Annotated in this window: 17 protein-coding genes and 1 riboswitch; of the genes, 9 read left to right on the top strand and 8 right to left on the bottom strand. The window is 68.1% G+C overall.

Going from position 1 to position 20,244, the window contains the following annotated elements; genetic code table 11:
• Positions 1–127: 127 nt before the first annotated feature.
• The 7 genes from J3R08_RS09240 to J3R08_RS09210 are packed head-to-tail and all read left to right on the top strand — an operon-like array spanning position 128 to position 7,602.
• On the top strand, positions 128–1,018 hold the full coding sequence (locus J3R08_RS09240; RefSeq protein WP_209960720.1) for a dihydrodipicolinate synthase family protein: 891 nt from the start codon (positions 128–130) through the stop codon (positions 1,016–1,018).
• A complete protein-coding gene (locus J3R08_RS09235) occupies positions 1,018–2,019 on the top strand; it encodes a proline racemase family protein (RefSeq protein ID WP_209960719.1) in 1,002 nt (333 codons plus the stop codon). Before J3R08_RS09240 ends, J3R08_RS09235 begins: the two co-directional genes overlap by 1 nt.
• On the top strand, positions 2,016–3,422 hold the full coding sequence (locus tag J3R08_RS09230) for an aldehyde dehydrogenase (protein ID WP_073827200.1): 1,407 nt from the start codon (positions 2,016–2,018) through the stop codon (positions 3,420–3,422). Before J3R08_RS09235 ends, J3R08_RS09230 begins: the two co-directional genes overlap by 4 nt.
• On the top strand, positions 3,419–4,834 hold the full coding sequence (locus J3R08_RS09225) for an aminopeptidase P family protein (RefSeq protein WP_043325422.1): 1,416 nt from the start codon (positions 3,419–3,421) through the stop codon (positions 4,832–4,834). The genes J3R08_RS09230 and J3R08_RS09225 overlap by 4 nt, the downstream gene beginning before the upstream one ends.
• Positions 4,810–5,979: an FAD-binding oxidoreductase gene (locus tag J3R08_RS09220; protein WP_245254700.1), complete on the top strand. Its 1,170-nt coding sequence runs from the start codon at positions 4,810–4,812 to the stop codon at positions 5,977–5,979. Before J3R08_RS09225 ends, J3R08_RS09220 begins: the two co-directional genes overlap by 25 nt.
• Positions 5,966–6,220, top strand: a complete 255-nt coding sequence (locus J3R08_RS09215) for a (2Fe-2S)-binding protein (protein ID WP_073827198.1) — start codon at positions 5,966–5,968, stop codon at positions 6,218–6,220. Before J3R08_RS09220 ends, J3R08_RS09215 begins: the two co-directional genes overlap by 14 nt.
• Positions 6,217–7,602 (top strand): NAD(P)/FAD-dependent oxidoreductase, encoded by a 1,386-nt coding sequence (locus J3R08_RS09210; RefSeq protein WP_209960717.1) that lies wholly within the window; start codon positions 6,217–6,219, stop codon positions 7,600–7,602. The genes J3R08_RS09215 and J3R08_RS09210 overlap by 4 nt, the downstream gene beginning before the upstream one ends.
• A 39-nt stretch (positions 7,603–7,641) precedes the next feature.
• On the opposite strand, the gene J3R08_RS09205 is transcribed toward J3R08_RS09210, so the two are convergent.
• The 7 genes from J3R08_RS09205 to J3R08_RS09175 all read right to left on the bottom strand — a co-directional run bounded on the left by J3R08_RS09205 (position 7,642) and on the right by J3R08_RS09175 (position 16,933).
• Entirely contained in the window at positions 7,642–9,012 is a 1,371-nt protein-coding gene (locus J3R08_RS09205; protein WP_209960715.1) for an L-serine ammonia-lyase, read from the bottom strand.
• A 106-nt stretch (positions 9,013–9,118) separates the two neighbouring features.
• Positions 9,119–10,045: a proline dehydrogenase family protein gene (locus tag J3R08_RS09200; RefSeq protein ID WP_073827196.1), complete on the bottom strand. Its 927-nt coding sequence runs from the start codon at positions 10,043–10,045 to the stop codon at positions 9,119–9,121.
• 92 nt (positions 10,046–10,137) lie between these two features.
• Positions 10,138–11,406 (bottom strand): serine hydroxymethyltransferase, encoded by a 1,269-nt coding sequence (gene glyA, locus J3R08_RS09195; RefSeq protein WP_073827195.1) that lies wholly within the window; start codon positions 11,404–11,406, stop codon positions 10,138–10,140.
• Between the two features lie 6 nt (positions 11,407–11,412).
• Complete coding sequence (gcvH, locus tag J3R08_RS09190; protein WP_064447286.1) at positions 11,413–11,790, bottom strand: glycine cleavage system protein GcvH; 378 nt, start codon at positions 11,788–11,790, stop codon at positions 11,413–11,415.
• Positions 11,791–11,822: 32 nt separating this feature from the next.
• Positions 11,823–12,950, bottom strand: coding sequence for a glycine cleavage system aminomethyltransferase GcvT (gene gcvT, locus J3R08_RS09185; protein ID WP_209960713.1), 1,128 nt, complete (start codon positions 12,948–12,950; stop codon positions 11,823–11,825).
• A 138-nt stretch (positions 12,951–13,088) separates the two neighbouring features.
• Positions 13,089–13,178: riboswitch (glycine riboswitch) on the bottom strand.
• 104 nt (positions 13,179–13,282) lie between these two features.
• A complete protein-coding gene (locus J3R08_RS09180; RefSeq protein WP_043325432.1) occupies positions 13,283–14,245 on the bottom strand; it encodes a LysR family transcriptional regulator in 963 nt (320 codons plus the stop codon).
• 108 nt (positions 14,246–14,353) lie between these two features.
• A complete protein-coding gene (locus J3R08_RS09175; protein WP_043325434.1) occupies positions 14,354–16,933 on the bottom strand; it encodes a collagenase in 2,580 nt (859 codons plus the stop codon).
• A gap of 275 nt (positions 16,934–17,208) precedes the next feature.
• On the opposite strand from J3R08_RS09175, the gene J3R08_RS09170 reads away from it, so the two are divergent.
• A complete protein-coding gene (locus tag J3R08_RS09170; protein ID WP_051611145.1) occupies positions 17,209–17,946 on the top strand; it encodes a response regulator transcription factor in 738 nt (245 codons plus the stop codon).
• Positions 17,947–18,047: 101 nt separating this feature from the next.
• Positions 18,048–19,076 carry an acetamidase/formamidase family protein gene (locus J3R08_RS09165; RefSeq protein WP_223201178.1) on the top strand — a complete coding sequence of 343 codons (1,029 nt, stop codon included), beginning with the start codon at positions 18,048–18,050 and terminating at the stop codon, positions 19,074–19,076.
• Here the strand turns inward: J3R08_RS09165 and J3R08_RS09160 are convergent.
• Positions 19,048–20,091 carry a LysR family transcriptional regulator gene (locus tag J3R08_RS09160; RefSeq protein WP_209960711.1) on the bottom strand — a complete coding sequence of 348 codons (1,044 nt, stop codon included), beginning with the start codon at positions 20,089–20,091 and terminating at the stop codon, positions 19,048–19,050. The two genes, J3R08_RS09165 and J3R08_RS09160, sit on opposite strands and share 29 nt — an antisense overlap.
• Between the last annotated feature and the right edge of the window lie 153 nt (positions 20,092–20,244).

Here is a 20,244-nt window from a genome sequence, read left to right as displayed (position 1 = left end):
GCATGCGGTCACGCCCTCAGCACGTCATCGACTGACCTCGAACGCGCCAGGGCCGGGCCGATTCACCTCTTGACGGGGCGGGCGCAGCCACTATGGTGCTATGTAACATATTACTGATGGAGGCCGCATGGAAATGGCGCCGTGGCGTGGGGTTCTCGTAGCGACCGCTCTACGGTTCCACGCCGACCAGGGCATCGATTTCGGTGCTTACGCTGCACATGTCGGGTGGCTCGCTGACAACGGCTGCCATGGCGTTGTCCCCAACGGTTCCCTCGGTGAATACCAGGCGCTCAGCAGCGAGGAACGGGCTTCGGTGGTGCGAACGGCGGTGCAAGCCGCCCCTGATGGGTTCGCCGTCGTACCAGGCGTCTCGGCCTACGGTGCCGACGAGGCACGGCGCTGGGCCGAGCAGGCTGCGGAGGAAGGCTGCCCGGCCGTCATGTTGCTGCCACCGACGGCGTACCGCGCTGACGAGGCAGCAGTGCTGGCCCACTACCGGGAGGTGGCGAAGGCAGGTCTACCGATCGTCGCCTACAACAATCCGATGGACACGAGGGTGGACCTGACACCCGACCTGCTGCGGCGTCTACACGACGAAGGTTTGATCGTCGCGGTCAAGGAGTTCAGCGGCGACGTCCGCCGGGCGTACCAGATCGCCGAGACGGCGCCTGGTCTCGACATCCTCGCCGGCGCGGACGACGTCGCGCTCGAATTCCTGATCGCGGGCGCAGTGGGATGGATTGGCGGTTACCAGAACGCCATTCCGGCAAGCTGCGTTCGCCTTTACGAGGCCGCGACGGCGGGTGATCTCAGGACGGCCGTCCTCCTCTACCGGGCACTGCATCCGCTGCTCCGTTGGGATTCGCGCACTGAGTTCGTTCAGGCGATCAAGCTTTCCATGGATGTAGCCGGTCGTCCCGGCGGCTTCACGCGCCAGCCGCGCCAGCCACTGGCCTCCACCGACGCCGCGGTCATCCGCACCACGACCGAACGGCTGCTCGCGGCAGGGCACCGCTGATGCGCAGTAGCCGCCTCATTCACGTCGTCGACTCCCACACGGAGGGAATGCCCACCCGGGTGGTGACCGGAGGCGCGCCGCTCCTGCCGGGCGACACCATGGCGCAACGTCGGGAGTACCTGACGAACCACCGCGATGACCTGCGCACGTTTCTGATGTACGAGCCGCGCGGGCACTCCGCCATGTCGGGTGCGATCCTCCAGCCGCCCACCCGCCCGGACGCCGATGTCGGTGTGGTCTTCATCGAGGTGTCGGGGTGCCTGCCGATGTGCGGACACGGTGCGATCGGTGTGGCTACCGTACTGGCAGAGACCGGGATGGTGCCGGTCACCGAGCCGGTGACCACGATCCGCCTCGATACGCCGGCCGGACTGGTGGTGGCGTCTGTCAAGGTCGAGCAGGGTCGCGCCACCGCTGTCACCATCCAGAACGTTCCTTCCTTCCTGGTGGAACAGGACGCGCTGGTCGACGTCCCCGGCTACGGCCACGTCCGTTACGACCTCGCGTTCGGCGGCAACTTCTATGCGATCGTCGACCTGCCCGAGCTGGGCCTGCGACTGGATCGCACGGACAAACAACGGCTGCTGGAGGTGGGCCTCAGTGTCATGAGAGGCGTGAACGACACCGCCCGGCCCGTGCACCCCGAACAGCCGCACATCTCCGGATGCCACCACGTCTACCTGGCCGCGCAAGGGGCGACCGCCCGGTTGTCACGCCACGCCATGGCCATCCATCCCGGCTGGTTCGACCGATCCCCTTGCGGCACCGGCACGTCGGCGAGGATGGCGCAGCTGCACGCCCGCGGGTTGCTTCCCCTCGGACAGGAATTCGTCAACGAGTCCATCATCGGCAGCCGGTTCTCCGGTCGGCTGGTCGATACGACCACCGTCGCCGGTCGGCCAGCGGTGGTGCCGACAGTTACCGGGCGGGCGTGGCTTACCGGTACCGCCCAGTTCTTCCTCGACCCCGAGGATCCTTTCCCGGCGGGATTCATGTTGTGAGTCTCATTCAGAGCCGTTCTCCTCAGAAGCCGGACGATGTCGTCGCGGAGCGTGCCCCGGTCACTCCTGATCGGGTGCGGAAGCTCGCCGATTCGGTCCGTGTCGCGCAGGACGCCTGGCGCCGTCGGGATCCCTCCGGCCGCGCCGCCGCCCTGAGCGGGGCGGCGGACCGGCTGCGGGCTCGGGCCGGTGAAGCGGCTGCCCTGATCGTCCGTGAGGTGGGCAAGCCGGTCGTGGAGGCGAACGCCGAGGTCAGCCGGGCCGCTGCGATCCTCGACTACTACGCACAGTCCTGCTTCGCGGCGATCGGCGACCTGCTGGCGCCGACGCTGCCGGCGAATCAGCCGGGACTGCTGTTCACCGAACGTCGGCCGCGGGGCGTGGCTGGTCTGATCACGCCGTGGAACTTTCCACTGGCCATCCCCCTGTGGAAGGCCGCACCGGCCCTCGCCACTGGTAACGGAGTGCTGCTCAAGCCGTCACCCGAGGCGCTGGCTTGCGGCGAGTTGGTGGCGGGCCTGTTCGACGGGCTGCTGCCCGACGATCTGCTCCATGTCGTGCCGGGAGGGGCGGACACCGGACAGGCCGTCGTCGAAGCGGCTGACGTCGTGTCCTTCACCGGCTCCGCGACGGTCGGCAGGGGTGTCGCCGCCGCCGCCGTTCGCGCCGGGCTGCCGGTTCAGGCGGAGATGGGCGGACAGAACGCCGCGGTCGTGCTGCCGGACGCCGACCCTGCCACCACTGCCACGATGCTGGCAGGTGCCGCCATGGGATATGCGGGCCAGAAGTGCACCGCGACCCGGCGGATCATCGTGGTGGGCGATGCCACCGCGCTCACCGAAGCCCTGGTGGCCGCGGTGGCGGGGCTACGCGTCGGCGACCCGGCCGATGCCGGCGTCGCAGTCGGTCCCGTCATCACCGACGCCGCGCGCCGTCGAGTTCTGGACGGCGTCGCGGCAGCCCGCGCGGCAGGAGGCCGGGTTCTCACCCGTCTCACGTCCCCGGGTGACGGCCTCTATGTGGCGCCGGTGCTGCTCGATTCGGTCGACCCCGGCCATCCGGTCGCGTGCGAGGAGACGTTCGGCCCGCTGGCCAGCATCTTCACCGTGCCGGACCTGCCCGCCGCGGCCGCTCTGGTCAACCATGTTCGGTACGGGCTGGTGACGTCCGTCCACGGCCGCGACATCGGCCGGTTGTTCGAGGTGGTCCGGGCCGTCGACACCGGTCTCATCCGGGTCAACACGCCCACTACCGGAGTCGATTTCCATGCGCCGTTCGGCGGGGAGAAGGCGTCCAGCCAGGGCCCTCGAGAACAGGGCACAGCTGCACTGGACTTCTACACCTCGTTGCGCACCATCACCCTCTGCACTCCCCCACCCAACCCCGCCGAGGAGGCCGCATGAAACGGGTCGACCTGCACACCGGTAGTCATGATCTGCCGGTCAGCCCCGCGCTGGAGAAGTTCATGCTCTCCGGGTGGGCGGACAGCGAGCAGTACGTCACACAGGTCGACGAGGTCGCCGGCTGGGCCGCGGCACGCCGGAGACAGCTGCACGGCCGTTTCTCCGGGGAACGGCTCGTCGTCCCGGCCGGAAGCTTCAAGAGGCGTTCCAACGACCAGCACTATCGGTTCCGCCCGCATTCTGCCTATGTCTGGCTGACCGGCGACCAGTCCTCAGACGGGGTCCTGGTCATCGAGCCGGACGGCGAGGAGATGCTCTATCTTCGCCCCCGATCCGACCGGAGCACGCCCGAGTTCTTCCGTGACCGGATGTACGGGGAACTGTGGGCCGGACGCCGGCCCACCTTGGGAGAGAGCCGTCGGCGGCTGGCTGTGACGACCCGTCATCTGGCCGAGCTGGAATCGGTTCTGTCCGGGCGGGGCGTTCCGACCCGCGTGCTGCGTGGAGTCGACGTGCACGTGGATGGGCTGACGGCCGACGCCGCGGGGCCGGGCGACCTGGAGTTCGCCGCGGTACTGGATGAGATGCGGCTGGTCAAGGACGACTGGGAGATCGGCCAGCTGGAAGAGGCGGTAGCCATCACCACCCGCGGTTTCGAGGACATGGTGCGTGCCTTGCCGATGGCGAAGCGTACGTCCGAGCGTTACCTGGAGGGGGTGTTCTGGCAGCGAGCCCGCCTGGAGGGCAACGACGTCGGATACCACTCGATCGTGGCCGCCGGTGCGCACGCCGCCACCTTGCACTGGATCGACAACGACGGCGCGGTCCGCGACGGGGACCTGCTGCTGCTCGACGCCGGTGCCGAGACGAGGTCGCTCTACACGGCAGACATCACTCGTGTTCTACCGGTGTCCGGCCGGTTCAGTCCGCTGCAACGCGATCTTTACGAGTTGTGCCTGAAGGCGAACGACGCAGCTCTGGACTGCCTCAAGCCGGGCGCCGACTGGCGTGCGTTCCATCAGGCGGCGATGACCGTGCTGGCGTACGGCCTCGCCGACCTGGGCGTGCTGCCTGTGTCGCCGGAACGCGCCTTGACCGAGGAGTCCGGGCTCTACCGGCGGTGGACGCTGTGTGGATCAGGCCACATGCTCGGTCTGGACGTCCACGACTGCGCGGCTGCCCGCGCTGACAGCTACCTGCACGGACGGCTGGCTGCCGGCCAGGTTCTCACTGTCGAGCCCGGCCTCTACTTCCAGCCTGACGACGAGTTGGTTCCGGCTGAGCTGCGCGGAATCGGGATTCGGATCGAGGAGGACGTTCTCGTCACCGACAACGGCTGTCGAGTCCTCTCCTCCGGGCTACCTCGACGTCCCGACGAGATCGAGGCATGGATGCACCGGGTGTCGTCGTGATCGACGCCGGCGCCGACGTGGTGGTGATAGGCGCCGGGATGACCGGTGCCGCCTGCGCCTACTACGCCGCCCGGGCCGGCCTGACGGTGACAGTGGTGGACCGGGCGGGCGTCGCGTCCGGCACCACCGGGGCCGGCGAAGGCAACATCCTCCTGTCCGACAAATCACCCGGACCGGAACTCAGCCTGGCGCTTCATTCCGTCGCGCTGTGGCGCGAACTGGGCGAGACGGTGGGCGATGCGCAGATCGAACTGGAGCGTAAGGGCGGACTGGTGGTGGCGGCCTCGGCGACAGAGCACGACACGCTGTCGGCGTTCGCGGACCGCCAGCGTGCTGCGGGCATCGAGGCGCACGCCGTCGCCTCGCATGAGTTGCCCGGCTACGAGCCGCACCTGTCCCCCCATCTCGTCGGTGCGGTGCACTATCCCCAGGACATGCAGGTCCAGCCCATGCTCGCCGCCGCACACCTGCTCCGTGCGGCCCGGGCAACGGTACTGACCGGCGCCTGCGTCGTCGGCCTGCTCCGGGACGGCACCGGGGGGATTCGAGCTGTGCGGACTGATCATGGCGTGCTGTCAGCGACCAGGGTGGTGAACGCCGCCGGCGTATGGGCTGGCAGAGTCGCCGCGTTGGCGGGCGTCGAACTGCCGATCCTGCCTCGACGTGGCTTCGTCCTGGTCACCCAGCCGCTGCCAGAGCTCGTGCGGCACAAGGTCTACGCCGCCGGCTACGTTGCGAACGTCGAGCGCAGCACCGCTGGGCTGGAGATCTCCCCGGTGGTGGAGGGGACTCGCGCCGGCACGATCCTGATCGGGTCCAGCCGGGAGCATGTCGGCTTCGACCCGGCCATGTCTCTGCCGGCGCTCAGAGGGCTCGCAGCGGCTGCGATACGCCTGTTCCCGATCCTGGCCGGCGTCTCCGCGATCCGCGCCTACCGGGGTTTCCGGCCGTACAGTCCGGACCACCTGCCGATCATCGGCGCGGACAAGAACGTGCCGGGGCTCTACCATGCCACCGGCCACGAGGGCGCCGGTATCGGCCTCGCCCCGGCGACCGGGCACGCCATCGCGGCACTGCTGACCGACCGCCGCCCGCATGTAGATCTACGACCGTTCGCACCGGAGCGTCACCATGTTCACCTTTGACGGCCGCTCGATCCCTCACGACGGGCGGCAGAGCGTAGCCGCGGCTCTTCTGGCCGCCGGGATCCGATCCTGGCGGAGCACACGCGTCGAAGGGCGACCCCGGGGGGTCTTCTGCGGCATCGGCGTGTGCTTCGACTGTCTCGTCACGGTCAACGGTGTGCCGTCGCAGCGGGCCTGTCTGGTGGTCGCCCGCAGCGGTGACGTGATCGAACCTCAGGACGAGCGGCGGGAGAGGACATGAGCACGTACGACCTGGTGGTGATCGGTGCAGGACCGGCCGGTCTGGCCGCGGCGGTCACGGCGGCCGATGCCGGCTGCCGGGTGGCCGTCCTGGATGCCGGGCCGCGTCCCGGCGGACAGTACTGGCGGCACCGATCCGGAGCGGATGCCCACAGCCACACGGACTGGGCGGTCTTCGCCGGTCTGCGCGCACGGTTCGACCAGCTCCATCACCACCCCGACGCGGCACTGTGGTTCGTCGAGTCTCGCCCGGACGACGTCGGTCCGCAGTTCGCCGTCCACACGCACTCCACGGTCGTGTACGGCCGGCGACTCGTCATCGCCACCGGAGCTCATGACCGGGTTGTCCCTTTTCCAGGTTGGGATCTGCCGGGGGTGGTCACCGCAGGTGGAGCTCAGGCCCTGCTGAAGGGTCAAGGGGTGGTGTTCGCGCGACGCGTCGTCGTCGGGGGTACCGGACCGTTTCTGTTGCCGGTCGCGACCGGCTTGGCCGACGCCGGCGCCACGGTGGTCGGCGTGTACGAGGCGAACGACCCTGTCCGGTACGCACGGCATGTCGGTGCGGTTCTCGGCGCAGCGAGCAAGTTGACCGAGGCAGGCCGGTACGGCTGGCGCATGCTGCGCCGTCGGGTGCCGTATCGGCGGCGTACGGCTGTGGTGGCCGCGCACGGCGACGAGCAGCTGACCGGGGTGACGGTGGCGGCGATCAGCCCGCTGGGCTCGGTGGTGCCCGGCAGCGAGAGACACGTCGGCTGCGACGGTCTCGCCGTCGGCTTCGGCTTCACCCCGCAGGTGGAGGTGGCTGTCGCCCTGGGATGCGAGACATTCATGGACCGCGACGGCAGTCTCGTGGTGAGGATCGGGCCGGATCAAGCGACCTCGGTACCGGGCGTGTATGCAGCGGGCGAGGTGACCGGCGTCGGCGGGGCGAAGCTGGCGCTCGTGGAAGGGCACCTCGCCGGGGACGCGATCGCCCGGTCTCTCGGTCGTGCGGAGCCGCTGCGTGCGGGTGAGCGCAGCCGGCTGCTACGGATCCGGCGTCGACTGCGTCGTTTCGCGGCGGCTCTGCACGCGGTTCATCCCGTGCCGGCGTTCTGGCCCGACCTGTGTGACGACCAGACGCTCGTCTGTCGGTGCGAGGAGGTGTCGGCAGGCGCTGTTCGGCAGGCGGTGCGTGAACTGTCCGCGAGCGATGCCCGGGGCACGAAGCTGTTGACCCGCGCCGGCATGGGCTGGTGCCAGGGGCGAACATGTGGTTACGCCACAGCATGCCTCACCGCCCGAGAAGCGGGACGGCCGGTGAGTTCGGTGGATCTTCAGGGACATGCGTCTCGTACGCTGATGCAGCCGATCACGCTTGCCGACCTCGCCGGCGACGACTGATCTCGCGCACGACGAATCACGGCCGGCGCGGAGGTGCCCTCAGCATTCGATGACGTTGACGGCGAGGCCGCCCCGCGCGGTCTCCTTGTACTTGACCTTCATGTCCGCGCCGGTCTCCCGCATGGTCTTGATGACCTTGTCCAACGACACGTGGTGCACCCCGTCGCCCCGCAACGCCAGCCGGGCCGCGGTGATCGCCTTGATGCTCGCCACCGCGTTGCGCTCGATGCACGGAATCTGCACCAGGCCACCCACCGGATCGCAGGTCAGCCCCAGGTTGTGCTCCATGCCGATCTCGGCGGCGTTCTCCACCTGCTCCGGCGTACCGCCGAGCGCCTCGGCCAGCCCGGCCGCCGCCATCGAGCACGCCGAACCCACCTCACCCTGACAGCCCACCTCCGCACCGGAGATCGACGCGTTCTCCTTGAACAGCACACCGATCGCGCCCGCCGCCAGCAGGAACCGCACCACCCCCTCCTCGGACGCCCCCGGCACGAACCGGGTGTAGTAGTGCAGCACGGCCGGGATGATCCCGGCAGCCCCGTTCGTCGGCGCGGTGACCACCCGCCCACCCGCCGCGTTCTCCTCGTTGACCGCCAGCGCGAACAACGTCACCCAGTCCATCGCACGCAGCGGATCCTGGGCGCCGGTCTCCGCCTCCAGGCCGCGCCGCATCTCCGCCGCGCGCCGCCGGACCTTCAACCCACCCGGCAGTACGCCGTCACGCGTGCAGCCGCTCTCCACGCACTCGCGCATCACCCGCCAGATCTCCAGCAACCCCGCCCGCACGTCCGCCTCGCTACGCCAGGACACCTCGTTGGCGAGCATCACCTCACTGATCGACAGACCGGTCCCGGAGGTGACCTTGAGCAGTTCCGCGCCGGTGAGGAAGGGGTGCTTCACACGGGTGCTGTCCGCCTTGATCCGGTCCGCCCCGGCCGCCGCCTCGTCCACCACGAACCCGCCACCCACCGAGTAGTACGTGCGCGTCCGCACCTCGTTCCCGGCCACGTCGTACGCCGCGAACGTCATCCCGTTCGGGTGGTACGGCAACGACCGCCGACGGTGCAGCACCAGATCCGCGTCCGGGTCGAAGTCGACCCCCTGACTGCCGAACAGGTCCAGCCGCCGCTGACTACGGATCCGCTCCACCCGCGGCCCCACCGAGTCGGTATCGACGGTCTCCGGAACCTCACCCTCCAGCCCCAACAGCACCGCCCGGTCACTGCCATGCCCATGCCCGGTCGCACCGAGCGAGCCGAACAACTCCGCCCGTACGCGCGCCACGTCGGCCAGCTGCCCGTCGGCCTTCAAACCCGCCACGAACGTACGAGCCGCCCGCATCGGCCCGACCGTGTGCGAGCTGGACGGCCCGATACCGACACTGAAAAGATCGAAAACACTGATCATCGCGCGCATGCTCCTGTCATCGCCATGGACGACGGTCTTCGGTTCCGCGTGACCGCCCATGGCTGCCTGGTCCGCGGCGAACGATGCCGGAAGCTCCGCGTCGCGCTCAGTCGGCGGCGCCAGGCTTGAAGGATCGAGCCAGGAGGAGCAGGTTCGCGGGCTTCTCGGCAAGCCTGCGGGTGAAATATGCGTACCAGTCCTGTCCATACGGCAGATACACCCGCACGCGGTACCCCTCCCCCGCAAGCCGCCTCTGCTCGTTGGCGCGGATGCCGTACAGCATCTGGACCTCGAAATCGGTGGTGCTCCGGCCACCGGCGCGGGCGAGCCCGATGGCGCTGTCGATCAGGCGGGGATCGTGGGTCGCCACCATGGGATAGCCCTGGCCCTGCATCAGGATCCGCAGGCACCTGTCGAATGCCTCGTCGATCTGACGCCGTCGCGTATATGCCACTGACGCCGGCTCCGCGTAGGCTCCCTTGACCAGGCGCACCCGGCTCCCTGCGTACGCGAGGCGCTGGCAGTCCGCCGGGGTACGGTGCAGGCACGCCTGCAGCGCCACGCCCACCCAGGGAAATTCGGTACGCAGTTCGTCCAGCACGGACAGCGTCAGCTCAACCGTGGTGTGATCCTCCATGTCGAGGGTCACCGTGGCGCCGGCGGCAGCCGCAGCGGCACAGATGTCGCGCGTCAGCCGATACGCGTGTCGGCGACCGTCGTGGGGCAGCGCGCTACCGAGCGCCGACAGTTTCACCGACACCTCGGACGTACCGGGCATCCGCATCTCGGAGAGCAGGCTGAGATACGCGTCGCGTACGGCGGCAGCCTGCTCGACTGTCGTCGTTCCTTCGCCGAGATGGTCGATCGTCACCCGCATCCCGGATTCGACGATGCGCCGCGCCACTGCGATCGCCTCATCGTTCACCTCGCCGGCAACGAACCGTTGCACCACACCCCGGGTCAGGGGGGATCCGGCGACGATTCTCCGGAGTCGGTGACTGCCGGCCGCCAACAGCAACAGCTTGTTCGGCAATTGGGGTCCTTTCTCGGGGCTGCCGTCGCCCTCAGGCAGCAGAGCGTGACGAAGCGATCTACCACCCGCGGAAGCTCGGGTTCCCCGTACGGTCAGGAGGTGTGGCCGGGATGGAGGGGGTGCCGATCGACGAGGCGAGCCACCCGCGTGCGTAGCGACGTGTCAGCCTCCCTGGCGGTCAGAGCAGCGGCGATGATGTCGGCCACCTCCATGAAGTCCGCTTCGGAGAACCCTCGGGTGGCGAGACCGGAGGTGCCGATCCGTAGCCCGGAGGTGACCATCGGCGGGCGGGGGTCGAACGGCACGGCGTTACGGTTGACGGTGATCCCGACGCCTTGCAGCAGCCGCTCCGCCTGCGCGCCATCGAGATCCGCGTGGCTCAGGTCGACCAGCACCAGGTGCACGTCGGTGCCTCCGCTGACCACCCGGATGCCGGCCTTCGCGACCTCGGCGGCGCAGAGACGATCAGCAACGATCTTCGCTCCGGTCAGGGCTCGCCGCTGCTGATCCTGGAACTGTGGTTCTCCGGCGATCCGAAAGGCCACCGCCTTCGCGGCCACGACATGCGCCAGCGGACCACCTTGCTGGCCTGGGAAGACCGCCGAGTCCAGCCTCCGCGCGAGATCGGTGTACGCGCTGAGGATGGCGCCGCCCCGAGGGCCGCCGAGGGTCTTGTGCGTGGTCAGGGTGACGACATGGGCGTGAGGCACCGGGTTGGGATGCAGGCTGGCCGCGACCAGCCCGGCGAAATGGGCCATGTCTACGAGCAGGTATGCACCCACCTGATCGGCGATCCGCCGGAATCGGGCGAAGTCGAGCGTTCGAGGGTAGGCCGACCAACCGGCGATGAGCAGCTTCGGCCGATGCTCGCGCGCCAGTTCTTGGACCTCATCCATGTCGATCAGGTGGTTCTCGGCGCCTACCCGATAGCTCACGGCCCGGTACAGCCGCCCCGAATAGTTGATGCGCATGCCATGGGTCAGATGACCGCCGTGAGCGAGGTCGAGCCCGAGGATGGTGTCACCCGGCTGGATCAGAGCAGCCATCACGGCGGCGTTCGCCTGCGATCCGGAATGCGGCTGCACGTTCGCGTAGGTGGCGCCGAACAGCCGCTTGGCCCGGTCGATCGCCAGGAGCTCGATGTCGTCGACATGCTCGCATCCGCTGTAGTAGCGCCGCCCCGGGTAGCCCTCCGCGTACTTGTTGGTGAGGGCCGATCCCTGCGCCTGGAGGATGGCTCGGGGCGCGAGATTCTCGGAGGCGATCATGCCCAAGGTCTCGTGCTGCCGGCGTAGCTCCCGGCCGATCGCCTCGGCGACGGCGGGGTCGAGGTCGGCCAGATCATCGTCGATGGCTGCCATCGGGGCCTACCGCGACTCGTCGGAGAAGGCGCGGTACTCGTCCGGCGACATCAGGGAAGGCACCTGCGCCAACCGGACCCGCAGGAGCCAGCCTTTGCCGTACGGATCGGCGCCGATCAGGCCCGGATCGGCGATGACCGCCTCGTTGACGGCGACGACCTCTCCACTGACCGGGAGGTACAGCTCCGCGACCGACTTCGTGGATTCGACCTCTCCACACACGTCACCGGCAGTGAGCTGGCTCCCCGGCTCGGGCAGTTCCACGTAGATGACATCACCGAGCGCTTCGGCGGCGAAAGCGGTGATGCCCACTTCGGCCGGCTGAACCGAGTCGTTGACCCACTCGTGGTTGGGGCTGTACTTCAGGTGTTCCGGTACGTTCATGACGCTGAACCCTCGCAAGGAATGGCCGCGGATCACCGCGGACGACGGTAGAACGGAAGAGGGACGATCTCGACCGGCTCGGTGGTCCCCCGGACCTGCACGGCCAGCCGGATGCTGTCGCCAGTGCCGGCACGGATGCTGGCCATCGCGATCGGCCGCTTGAATGTGGGTGAAGGGGCGCCGCTGGTGATGAGGCCGACCGGATCAGCGCCGTGGCCGTCGTCGGTCAGCGTCACCACCTGCTGGCCCGCTCGGGGAATTCTCTGCCCGGACGCGACGAGGCCGACAAGCCGACGGGTGACACCGCTCTTGTGGGCCTCGGCCAGTGCGGCTCGTCCGACGAAGTCGCCTGGTTTGACGAAGGACACCACCCGCCCCAGCCCGGCATAGAACGGGGTGACGTCACGGCCGATCTCTGCGCCGTACAACGGCATTCCAGCCTCGATGCGGAGGGTGTCGCGGCACGCCAGCCCCGTGGGCGTCAAGCCGTGACGCCGACCGGCCACAAGCGCTGCTTCCCACGTGCGGACCGCGTCTTCGGCGTGTACGAGCAGTTCGAAGCCGTCTTCGCCGGTGTAGCCGGTACGAGCGACGACGGCTGGACGACCGTCGATATCCAGTAGCGCTGCGGTGTAGTAGCGAAGTCGGGTGAGTCCCGTACCGGTCAGGGCTTCCACGATGGGGGCGGCGCTCGGCCCCTGCACCGCGATGATCGCCCGCTCGTTCGTGCGGTCGGCGGCCCAGGCCGCGTAGTCCGCACAACGGGTCCTGATGGCCTCATAGACGACGCGTGTGTTGATGGCGTTGACGACCAGCAGGTACCGGTGCGATGCGAGGCGATAGGCAACGAGGTCGTCCAGCACCCCGCCGGCGGCGTCGCAGAGCATGGTGTAGCGCGCGCCGCCGATCGGTACGGCAGACAGATGTCCGACCAGAGCGTAGTCCAGCGCTGTCGGGGCCTCCGGCCCCGTCACCTCGAGCTGACCCATGTGGCTGAGATCGAAGAGGCCGGCCTGTTCGCGTACGGCGCGGTGCTCAGCGAGCTCGCTTCCGTAGCGGAGCGGCATCCGCCAGCCGCTGAAGTCGGTGAATCGAGCTCCGTGTTCTATGTGCGATGCATGCAGAGGTGAGCGGAGCAGAGCCGCAGGGTCCTGGTGCACGGGGGCGCTCCTCGTCCCGACGCACGCGGCGTCGATCGGTCGGTTGCCTCCCGCTCTGTCATTGACCTGAGAGCTTCACCGCTGCGTCAGCGGCTTGCACCGTGGGTGAGACGACGGTCGTCTGCTTTCCAGAGTTACCTCGCCTGCACGGTAATGGGGCCTGAGAGTTTCTTGGGAGTTTGCTCCTTCGGCGCTCCGAATGAACGGAGTCTCTCCCGTGCAGGTTCGAATGGTGTCTATGTAGTTGTGAGTCATTCGCAGGTTAGGTGACCGCACATACCGCGTCAACATCATCCTGCCCATAGCTGACGCCTATATATCGCGTCGGATCGCTACGACGCTGCCGGATGGGCGTGGGGATTGGCCCGCCACCATCGGGCGAAGGCAGCGTTGTCGTTCACGTGATCCAGGTAGGCCCGGGTGATGGCCTGGAACAGGGCGCTGCTCTCTGCATGGGTCAGCGCATCGCGCCGCCAGACGACCACCAGCCTGGCCAGCAACTGCGGCTCCCCGCGCAGCGGCAGCACCCGAGTCCCGGCGGCCGGGGCCCAGGTCGGGTCGACCAGCCGGACACCGTCTCCGGCGGCCACCAGTGGGTGCGCGGCGCCACTCGGCGCTTCGTACCGGATCTTCGGCTCGAAACCTGCGGCGCGGCAGGCCCGTCGCAGCGAGGCGAGTGAGCCGTCGTCCGGCCCCGGCGGGCACACCCACGATTCGTTTCTCAGGTCGGCCAGCCGCACCTGCTCGTGGTGGGACTGCGGGTGGGAGGCGGACATGGCGACAAAGATCGGGTAACGGGGGATCAGCGGCCGGCTGGTGAGCGTGGGACCGATCGGCAGCTCGAAGCCCTCAAGGATGCCCAGCAACGCGGCATCCAACTGGCCTCGGGTGAGTGCCTCCACCAACAGGCGCGAGGACGGCTCGATCTGCAGCGCGATCTCCGGATCCGGGAACGCTTCCGCGACATGGCGTACGAGACTGCCCGCGCAGGCGATGTGGACGGTGCCGAGTCGGAGCAGGCCCGGAATGGGGTGCCGGTCGCCGAAGTCCTCGACGAGCGCGTCGACCTCGGCCAGCACGACGCGGGCGCGCTGGAGCACCTGCTTGCCGAGTTCGGTCGGTTGCATACCGGTACGGCTTCGGACGAACAGCGGCCCACCGACCGTCTTCTCGATCCGATGCACCTGGGCCGTCAGCGCGGGCTGCGACAGGCCCAGGCGGGCGGCGGCGCCGGTCACGCTTCCGGCCTCGGCGATGGCACTGATCGCCCGCAGGTGGCGCACATCGATGCCCATGACCGAGATTATGCACGCGACCGCAGGCAGTGCGGCGGCCACAGGCCAGGCGGGCGCGCCGCCCGGCGACTCTCGCCGGGCGGCGCGCTCATACCCATCACATGTGGTTCAGTAGCGCGTGCTCACCGTGGCGCCAGAGCAGGCGGTCTTCCCGTAGAGGCTGATGTAGTGGTACCCGGCGGCCGGGCTGGGGACGGCCAGCGACTCGGTGTTGCCGGCCCCGGCGGAGGAGCGGGTGGCGTTGCTGGTGGTGGCCCAGCTCGACGGACTGTAGTAGAGATCGCAGTTGCCCGTGCCGCCGGCTACGGCAATGGTCAGGGTGCTGACGCCGGCGGGCAGGTAGATGTACAGGTAGTCGTAGTTGCCCGCGGTCGCGGAGCGTCCACTGCGCTGGCAGTTGCGGTCGAGGGTCCGTGTGTCGGTGCCGCTGCATTCCGGCACGGTGGTGCCGCCGCCCGTCGTGACCGAGATCGTCTGGGACGATCTCGCGGTCGCTCCCTGGTTGTCGGTGACCGTCAGTGAGACGGTGTAGGTGCCGGCCGTAGCGTAGGTCTTGCTGGGGTTGACGGCCGACGAGGTGCTCCCGTCCCCGAAGGTCCACTGCCGGGAGGCGATGCTGCCGTCGGCGTCCGTGGACCGGTCGGTGAAGGTGGCGGTGAGCCCACTGGTCGTCACGGTGAACGAGGCGGACGGGGGCTGGTTGGTCGGGGGCGGCGTGGTGCTCCCGCCGCAATCCCCTGCCGCGCAGCGCGTCAGCCAGGCGTCGAAGTCCGCGTCGTAGCGCGAGCCAATGGTGCTGGTGAGGTACGTGCGGGCGGCGTTGAATGCCCCCGATCGGTAGTATCCGAGCACTGTCGTCATGTCCGGCCGATGGGACTGCATCATGTACCGCACGGCCAGGTAGCCCCAGTTGTAGATGCGCGTCTGGTCGTTGTTGTAGGTGGTGTCGAACAACGTACGCAGCGCATAGGTGTGGTTGCCCGCCTGGTTCTGGGCGCTGGTGTAGGTGACGTTCCGGTAGGAGTAGGAGACGTACTCGGCGAAGCCTTCGATCCACCAGATGGTCGGTGTGGTGATGTTGGCGCTGAAGTCGCCGTACATGTTGAACCGGCCATCGAGGTAGTGGGTGTACTCGTGGTTGAGGTTCCAGATCTGGAAGGCCGGCCGGACCCACTCGGCTTCGTAGGCGATGAACCTTGCCTGGTTGTTGGGGTCTGACGGGTTGCCCTCCAGGTACATACCGCCGTTGTTCGTGTCGATGCCGTAGATGGCGCCCGCGTAGGTCTGGTAGTCGGTGCTCGAGTTGAAGACGACCACCTCGATGTCGGTGTTGACATCGCCTGCCACCGGCCCGCTGTCTGCGACCAGGCTGTGGAAGTAGGCGTCCTGACCCTTCAGGCTGGTGCAGGACTGGCTCAGTTCAGCCGAGGTCATGTCCTGCGCGACGATCTTGATCGACGGACTGCATGTGTAGTTGATCGTCAGGACAGAGCTGGTCAGCTGGGCGGAGAGGTTGCAGGTGGTGTAGTAGGAGCAGTTGGCGACGTCGTATGCCTGGGTCATCTCTGCGACGCCGACCCAGAGCGGTGCCGTCGGGCCGGTCATGTTGCTTCGCGAGAGAAGCGCCGACGCCATCGGCCGCACGATGGGACTGAGTGGGGCGTGCTGCAGGAATCGTCCGAGTTCCCGGCCCGCGTTCGACGTGAGGTAGCCGTTGTCGGTGCCGAGGAGACCGGCGTGGGTGTTGGCGAAGTTGTACAGGTTGTCGAGCACGGTGCGGTCGGCCTGCACGGCGGAGACGAACGCGGGCACCTGGTGGCCTCGGAACAGCACCGTGTAGACGTTGTTGACCGCGTTGAGCATGTACCAGGACGAGGTGTACGACGAGTTGAAGCCGGTCAGGAGCCGGTTCACCACGAACAGGTATCGGGCGTTCTCCTGTGCGCTGTCGATGAGCGTCACCGCCTCCGCCAGGGTCTCACCGTTGGCGTCGGTCACGTCCCAGGCGCGTGGGTTCGCGAAGAAGGCGTCGAGCGCTGAGCGGATCGCGGTCTGCAGTGCCGGCCCGTAGGTTCCGACGCTCGTGTCGTACCACTGCACGTAGTAGCCGGCCCGCAGGTAGAGAACGAGCTGGGGCATGCCGGTGGAGGGGTTACCCGGGTAGCCGGGCGAGCCGTCGCGCACCGCGTACGCGACGCTTGCCATCTGCGCCTCGCGGAAGGCGTTGTAGGCATCGCTGCCGGAGAGGCTGAAGAGGCTGTTGATGCAGTCGACCGTGGATCCCTTGATCTGGCTGACCAGCGCCGACCCCGTTCGGCTGGTGAAGTCTGCGGTGCTGCAGGCGGCAGCGGCGGCGCGAGACCCGGCGTCCGACGGCCGAGCGCGTCGCTTCGGGGTTGCCGGGCGGTCGTAGTCGACACGGGCGGCGTCCTTCGCGGCCGGCTGCGGCGGGCGCTTGTGTACGGGGAGCGCCTGCTCGCTCACATGGTCTACCCGGTCCTTGCCCCGAACAGTCGCATCGCCCGCTGCCGGCGGTGCCGCATCGGCCTTCCTGGCCTGCTGCCCGGGTGGCACGGGCCTCGCCGAGTTCGCGGCGGCCGGCGGCGCGATGACGCCGCAGGCGAGCGTCAGCGCGGTGAGCGCGCCGAACAGCTGACCTAGTCTTCGCCGCAATGGGTGTCCAGACATGCTCTCTCCTCATGGGCGAGGGTGTGATCCAGCAAAGGCGCTGACGCACTTCGATGGATGCTTGGGGGGTGGACGCTAGCCAGGCGGTTCCGGCGGCCACAACGAGTCCACAGCGGGCGGTCAGGGTGGCCCGCCTGGGCCTTACCGGAACCTGTGAGCGATGCGTCGAGGGTCGTCGGATCGATCAGGCGACGTGATGGACAGATGACATGAAAGCGGGCGGTCCGGTCGTGCGATCGTCCAGGTGTTCACGATTCAGACACCGGACGGCAACCATGGCGACCATCTTGCTCATCGACGAGGACCATCGCTATCGGCGGCTACTCGGCGATCAGTTGACGCGCTTCGGTCATCTGGTCACCGAGATCGCCCTCCATGAGAGCGGGCGGACGTTGTCCGACCTGACCTGCCACACCCACCGGAGGCCGGATGTCGTGATCGTGGACCCGGTCGTGCCGGCGGTGGACGGGCTGCTGCTGATGCGCCTGCTTTGTGTCGCGTCCCGCCGCCCGGTTCTGGCACACAGCATCAGGAGTATCGATGATGACGTCGTCCGCATGCTGCGCGCCGGCGCAGACGGATTCCTGCCGAAGCCGTGTCCACCCGCGGTGGTTGACGCCTCCGTCCGCGCTCTGCTGCGCCGGGTTCCGCCGGCACCGCCTCCGGCGCCGTCCGAGGTCGGCGCTCTTCGCATCGATGTGGCAGGTCGCAGCGTCTCAGTGGACGGACGACCCGTGGCGCTGACACGTACCGAGTTCGAGCTTCTCGCCTATCTTGCGGAGCACCCCGGCCGGGTGGTGCCACGGTCGCAGCTCCGGACGAGGATCCGCGCGGAGGGCCTGCCGTCGGCGGCGTCCCTCGACGTCCTGCTGTCCCGTCTGCGGCGCAAGCTGGGCGAGCGCTCGACAGGCACGAAATACCTGCACACCGCTCGGGGGCGGGGAGTCTCGTTGCGACCGGTTCCGGCGCGGGAGCAGATCACGCAGACATCCGGGAGCGATGCGGCGCGTTGATCGCCGATCGTTCTGGGCCGCGCCGCGGCGCACTTCATGGAGGACCGCGATGCGTTGCGGCAAGGGACGTGGTCCGGCGGGCCGTTACCAGACGAAGCAGCATGACGAGGGACGAGTGTGATGTCATGGGGAAGATCGGTCATCGGCCCGCCGAGCGACAACTCGCTTACACGTTCGGGGGTCGGATACCAGTCGCGCATCTGCGCTCCGGTGACGTGCTGGAGGTGTACACCGAGGACTGCTTCGGTGGCCGGCTTCGCAGTGTGTCCGACCTGTCGTCCTGGATGTTGGAGACGCCGCATCTGAATCCGGTCTCCGGACCCTTCCTGATCGAGGAGGCCGAGCCCGGTGACACACTCGCCATCCACATCGTCTCGATCGTTCCCGCGCGAGACTGGGGGGTGTCGTCCACGCCTCCACACATCGGCGCGCTCGGATCCGGTGTGCGAGCGCTCGCGCTTGGCGCACCGGTCGAGGCGCGGGTCTGGTTCTACGAGATAGATCGTCGGGCTGGAACGGTCCGGTTCCAGTCGACGAGAACGGACCATGCGGTGGACCTGCCGCTGGAGCCGACTATCGGCACCATCGGCGTGTCTCCCGGGAGACTCGAGGCTCGGTCCACCATGGTGCCTGACTTCTACGGCGGGAAGCTCGACATCCCCGAGGCGCGTGCGGGCGCGACCCTGTACCTGGGTGTCAACGTTCACGGGGCGATGCTTGCGCTCGGTGACGGCTACGCTCGCCAGGGGCACGGCCAGGCCTGTCCCGCCGGTGTGGCGATCGCTACCGTCACCACTGTCGCCATTGAGGTGATCAAGGGATGGCAAACCAGTTGGCCACGGTTGGAGACCGACCTCGATCTCATGTCGATCGGCTGCGCCCGTCCTCTCGATGACGCCTATCGAATAGCTCACCAGGATCTGGTGAGCTGGGTCGGATCCTTGGCGGGGCTGGAGATGCTGGACGCTCATCAGCTCGTCTCGCAGGCAGGGCGGTCGGCCCTCGGCAACGTGCGCGACGCGAACTACACGCTTCTCGCCGCGATCGGGAGACGGCTGGTCCCCCATCCTGCTGCCGCGTACGACGACGCACACGATCGGCTCAAGCGGACCGCCGCCTCGGCGGGATAGCGGTCGTCGATCCCTCCGCGCACCGGGGCGTGCTTGCTGGTCGATGAGAGTGCTGTTCGTCGTCGCGAGGCGCCGTCAGACAAGCTGATGGGTGCCTCGACCAGCGCGGCTGGAAAACGGGGCTCTCCATCGCGAACGTCGAGTAGGTGCCGAGGATAACCTCGAAGAGGCGGTCGGCCTGTTCGGCACTCATGCGACGGCGATGCCACCAGAGCGTGAGGTGCATGCGCAGCGGTTCCCCGGCGAGGGGAACGACTGCGACTCCCGGACCGCCATGGGAGGTCGGCTCCACCAGCTGAACGGCGCGTCCGGAGCCGACGAGCTGCCGCCCGCCGCCGCTGGGCACGTCGAACTGGATTCGCGGGGTGAAGCCTGCCTTGCGGGCCGCCTGCCAGAAGGCGGACAGGGAACCGTCCTCTCCGCCGGGCGGCCTGATCCATGCCTCTTCTTTGAGCCCTTCCAGGGGGATCTCCCGAAGACCCGCCGCCCGGTGGGCGCTGGAGACAGCGACGTACACCGGGATTGCCGACGCGAGCACCCGCTCACCTAGTTCCTGCGGGAGTGGAATTTGATGGGACTCCGCAATCGCCAGCACTGCCACATCGAGGTCGCCGTGCACCAGTCGCTGGGCGAGCCTCAGGCTGGACGGCTCGACGCACATGGAGAAGGAGATATCCGGGAAGCTCGTCTCCAGACAATGAAACAGAGACGAGACGCACTCCATGTGCACCGATCCAAATCGGATCGTGCCCGCCGGGCCGGCGATACTTCCCCCCAACGCGTCCATTTCGGCGACCAATAGGCGGGCTCGTTGGAGGAACTGCTCTCCGAAGGTGGTGGATCGAGCGCCACCGCGCCCGCGCTGGAATATCTGATGACCGACCATCCGTTCGACACGCTGAAGCAGGGTCGTGACGGAGGGCTGCGAGATCCCCAGTCTGGATGCTGCTTTCGAGATGCTTCCGGTATCGGCGATCGCGCAAACGACTCTCAGATGCCGGATTTCCAGATCCATGCGTGCACCCTATCCATCCGGGTTCAGGCCGGGTAGTCGCTACTCCCCCGTCCTCGCGCGAGGGCATGTCGTCAAGAAAGCGTCGCAGTCTCGGTGGCAATGGCGGGCGGAAGCTTCGCGAGCATTCATGAACCGTCATTGGGCTCGGGGTGG

Origin of the sequence: Micromonospora sp. HB375, from assembly GCF_017872985.1 — a bacterium.
Classification (GTDB): domain Bacteria; phylum Actinomycetota; class Actinomycetes; order Mycobacteriales; family Micromonosporaceae; genus Micromonospora; species Micromonospora chalcea.
Note: the sequence above shows the minus strand (reverse complement) of the source record. Positions and strands in the feature narration are given on the sequence as shown.

Coding starts and splice junctions, on each gene's coding strand:
- J3R08_RS09240 (WP_209960720.1), top strand. CDS start 128: ATGGAAATGGCGCCGTGGCGTGGGGTTCTCGTAGCGACCGCTCTACGG.
- J3R08_RS09235 (WP_209960719.1), top strand. CDS start 1,018: ATGCGCAGTAGCCGCCTCATTCACGTCGTCGACTCCCACACGGAGGGA.
- J3R08_RS09225 (WP_043325422.1), top strand. CDS start 3,419: ATGAAACGGGTCGACCTGCACACCGGTAGTCATGATCTGCCGGTCAGC.
- J3R08_RS09220 (WP_245254700.1), top strand. CDS start 4,810: ATGGATGCACCGGGTGTCGTCGTGATCGACGCCGGCGCCGACGTGGTG.
- J3R08_RS09215 (WP_073827198.1), top strand. CDS start 5,966: ATGTTCACCTTTGACGGCCGCTCGATCCCTCACGACGGGCGGCAGAGC.
- J3R08_RS09210 (WP_209960717.1), top strand. CDS start 6,217: ATGAGCACGTACGACCTGGTGGTGATCGGTGCAGGACCGGCCGGTCTG.
- J3R08_RS09205 (WP_209960715.1), bottom strand. CDS start 9,012: ATGATCAGTGTTTTCGATCTTTTCAGTGTCGGTATCGGGCCGTCCAGC.
- glyA (WP_073827195.1), bottom strand. CDS start 11,406: ATGGCAGCCATCGACGATGATCTGGCCGACCTCGACCCCGCCGTCGCC.
- gcvH (WP_064447286.1), bottom strand. CDS start 11,790: ATGAACGTACCGGAACACCTGAAGTACAGCCCCAACCACGAGTGGGTC.
- J3R08_RS09180 (WP_043325432.1), bottom strand. CDS start 14,245: ATGGGCATCGATGTGCGCCACCTGCGGGCGATCAGTGCCATCGCCGAG.
- J3R08_RS09175 (WP_043325434.1), bottom strand. CDS start 16,933: ATGTCTGGACACCCATTGCGGCGAAGACTAGGTCAGCTGTTCGGCGCG.
- J3R08_RS09170 (WP_051611145.1), top strand. CDS start 17,209: ATGGCGACCATCTTGCTCATCGACGAGGACCATCGCTATCGGCGGCTA.
- J3R08_RS09165 (WP_223201178.1), top strand. CDS start 18,048: ATGACGAGGGACGAGTGTGATGTCATGGGGAAGATCGGTCATCGGCCC.
- J3R08_RS09160 (WP_209960711.1), bottom strand. CDS start 20,091: ATGGATCTGGAAATCCGGCATCTGAGAGTCGTTTGCGCGATCGCCGAT.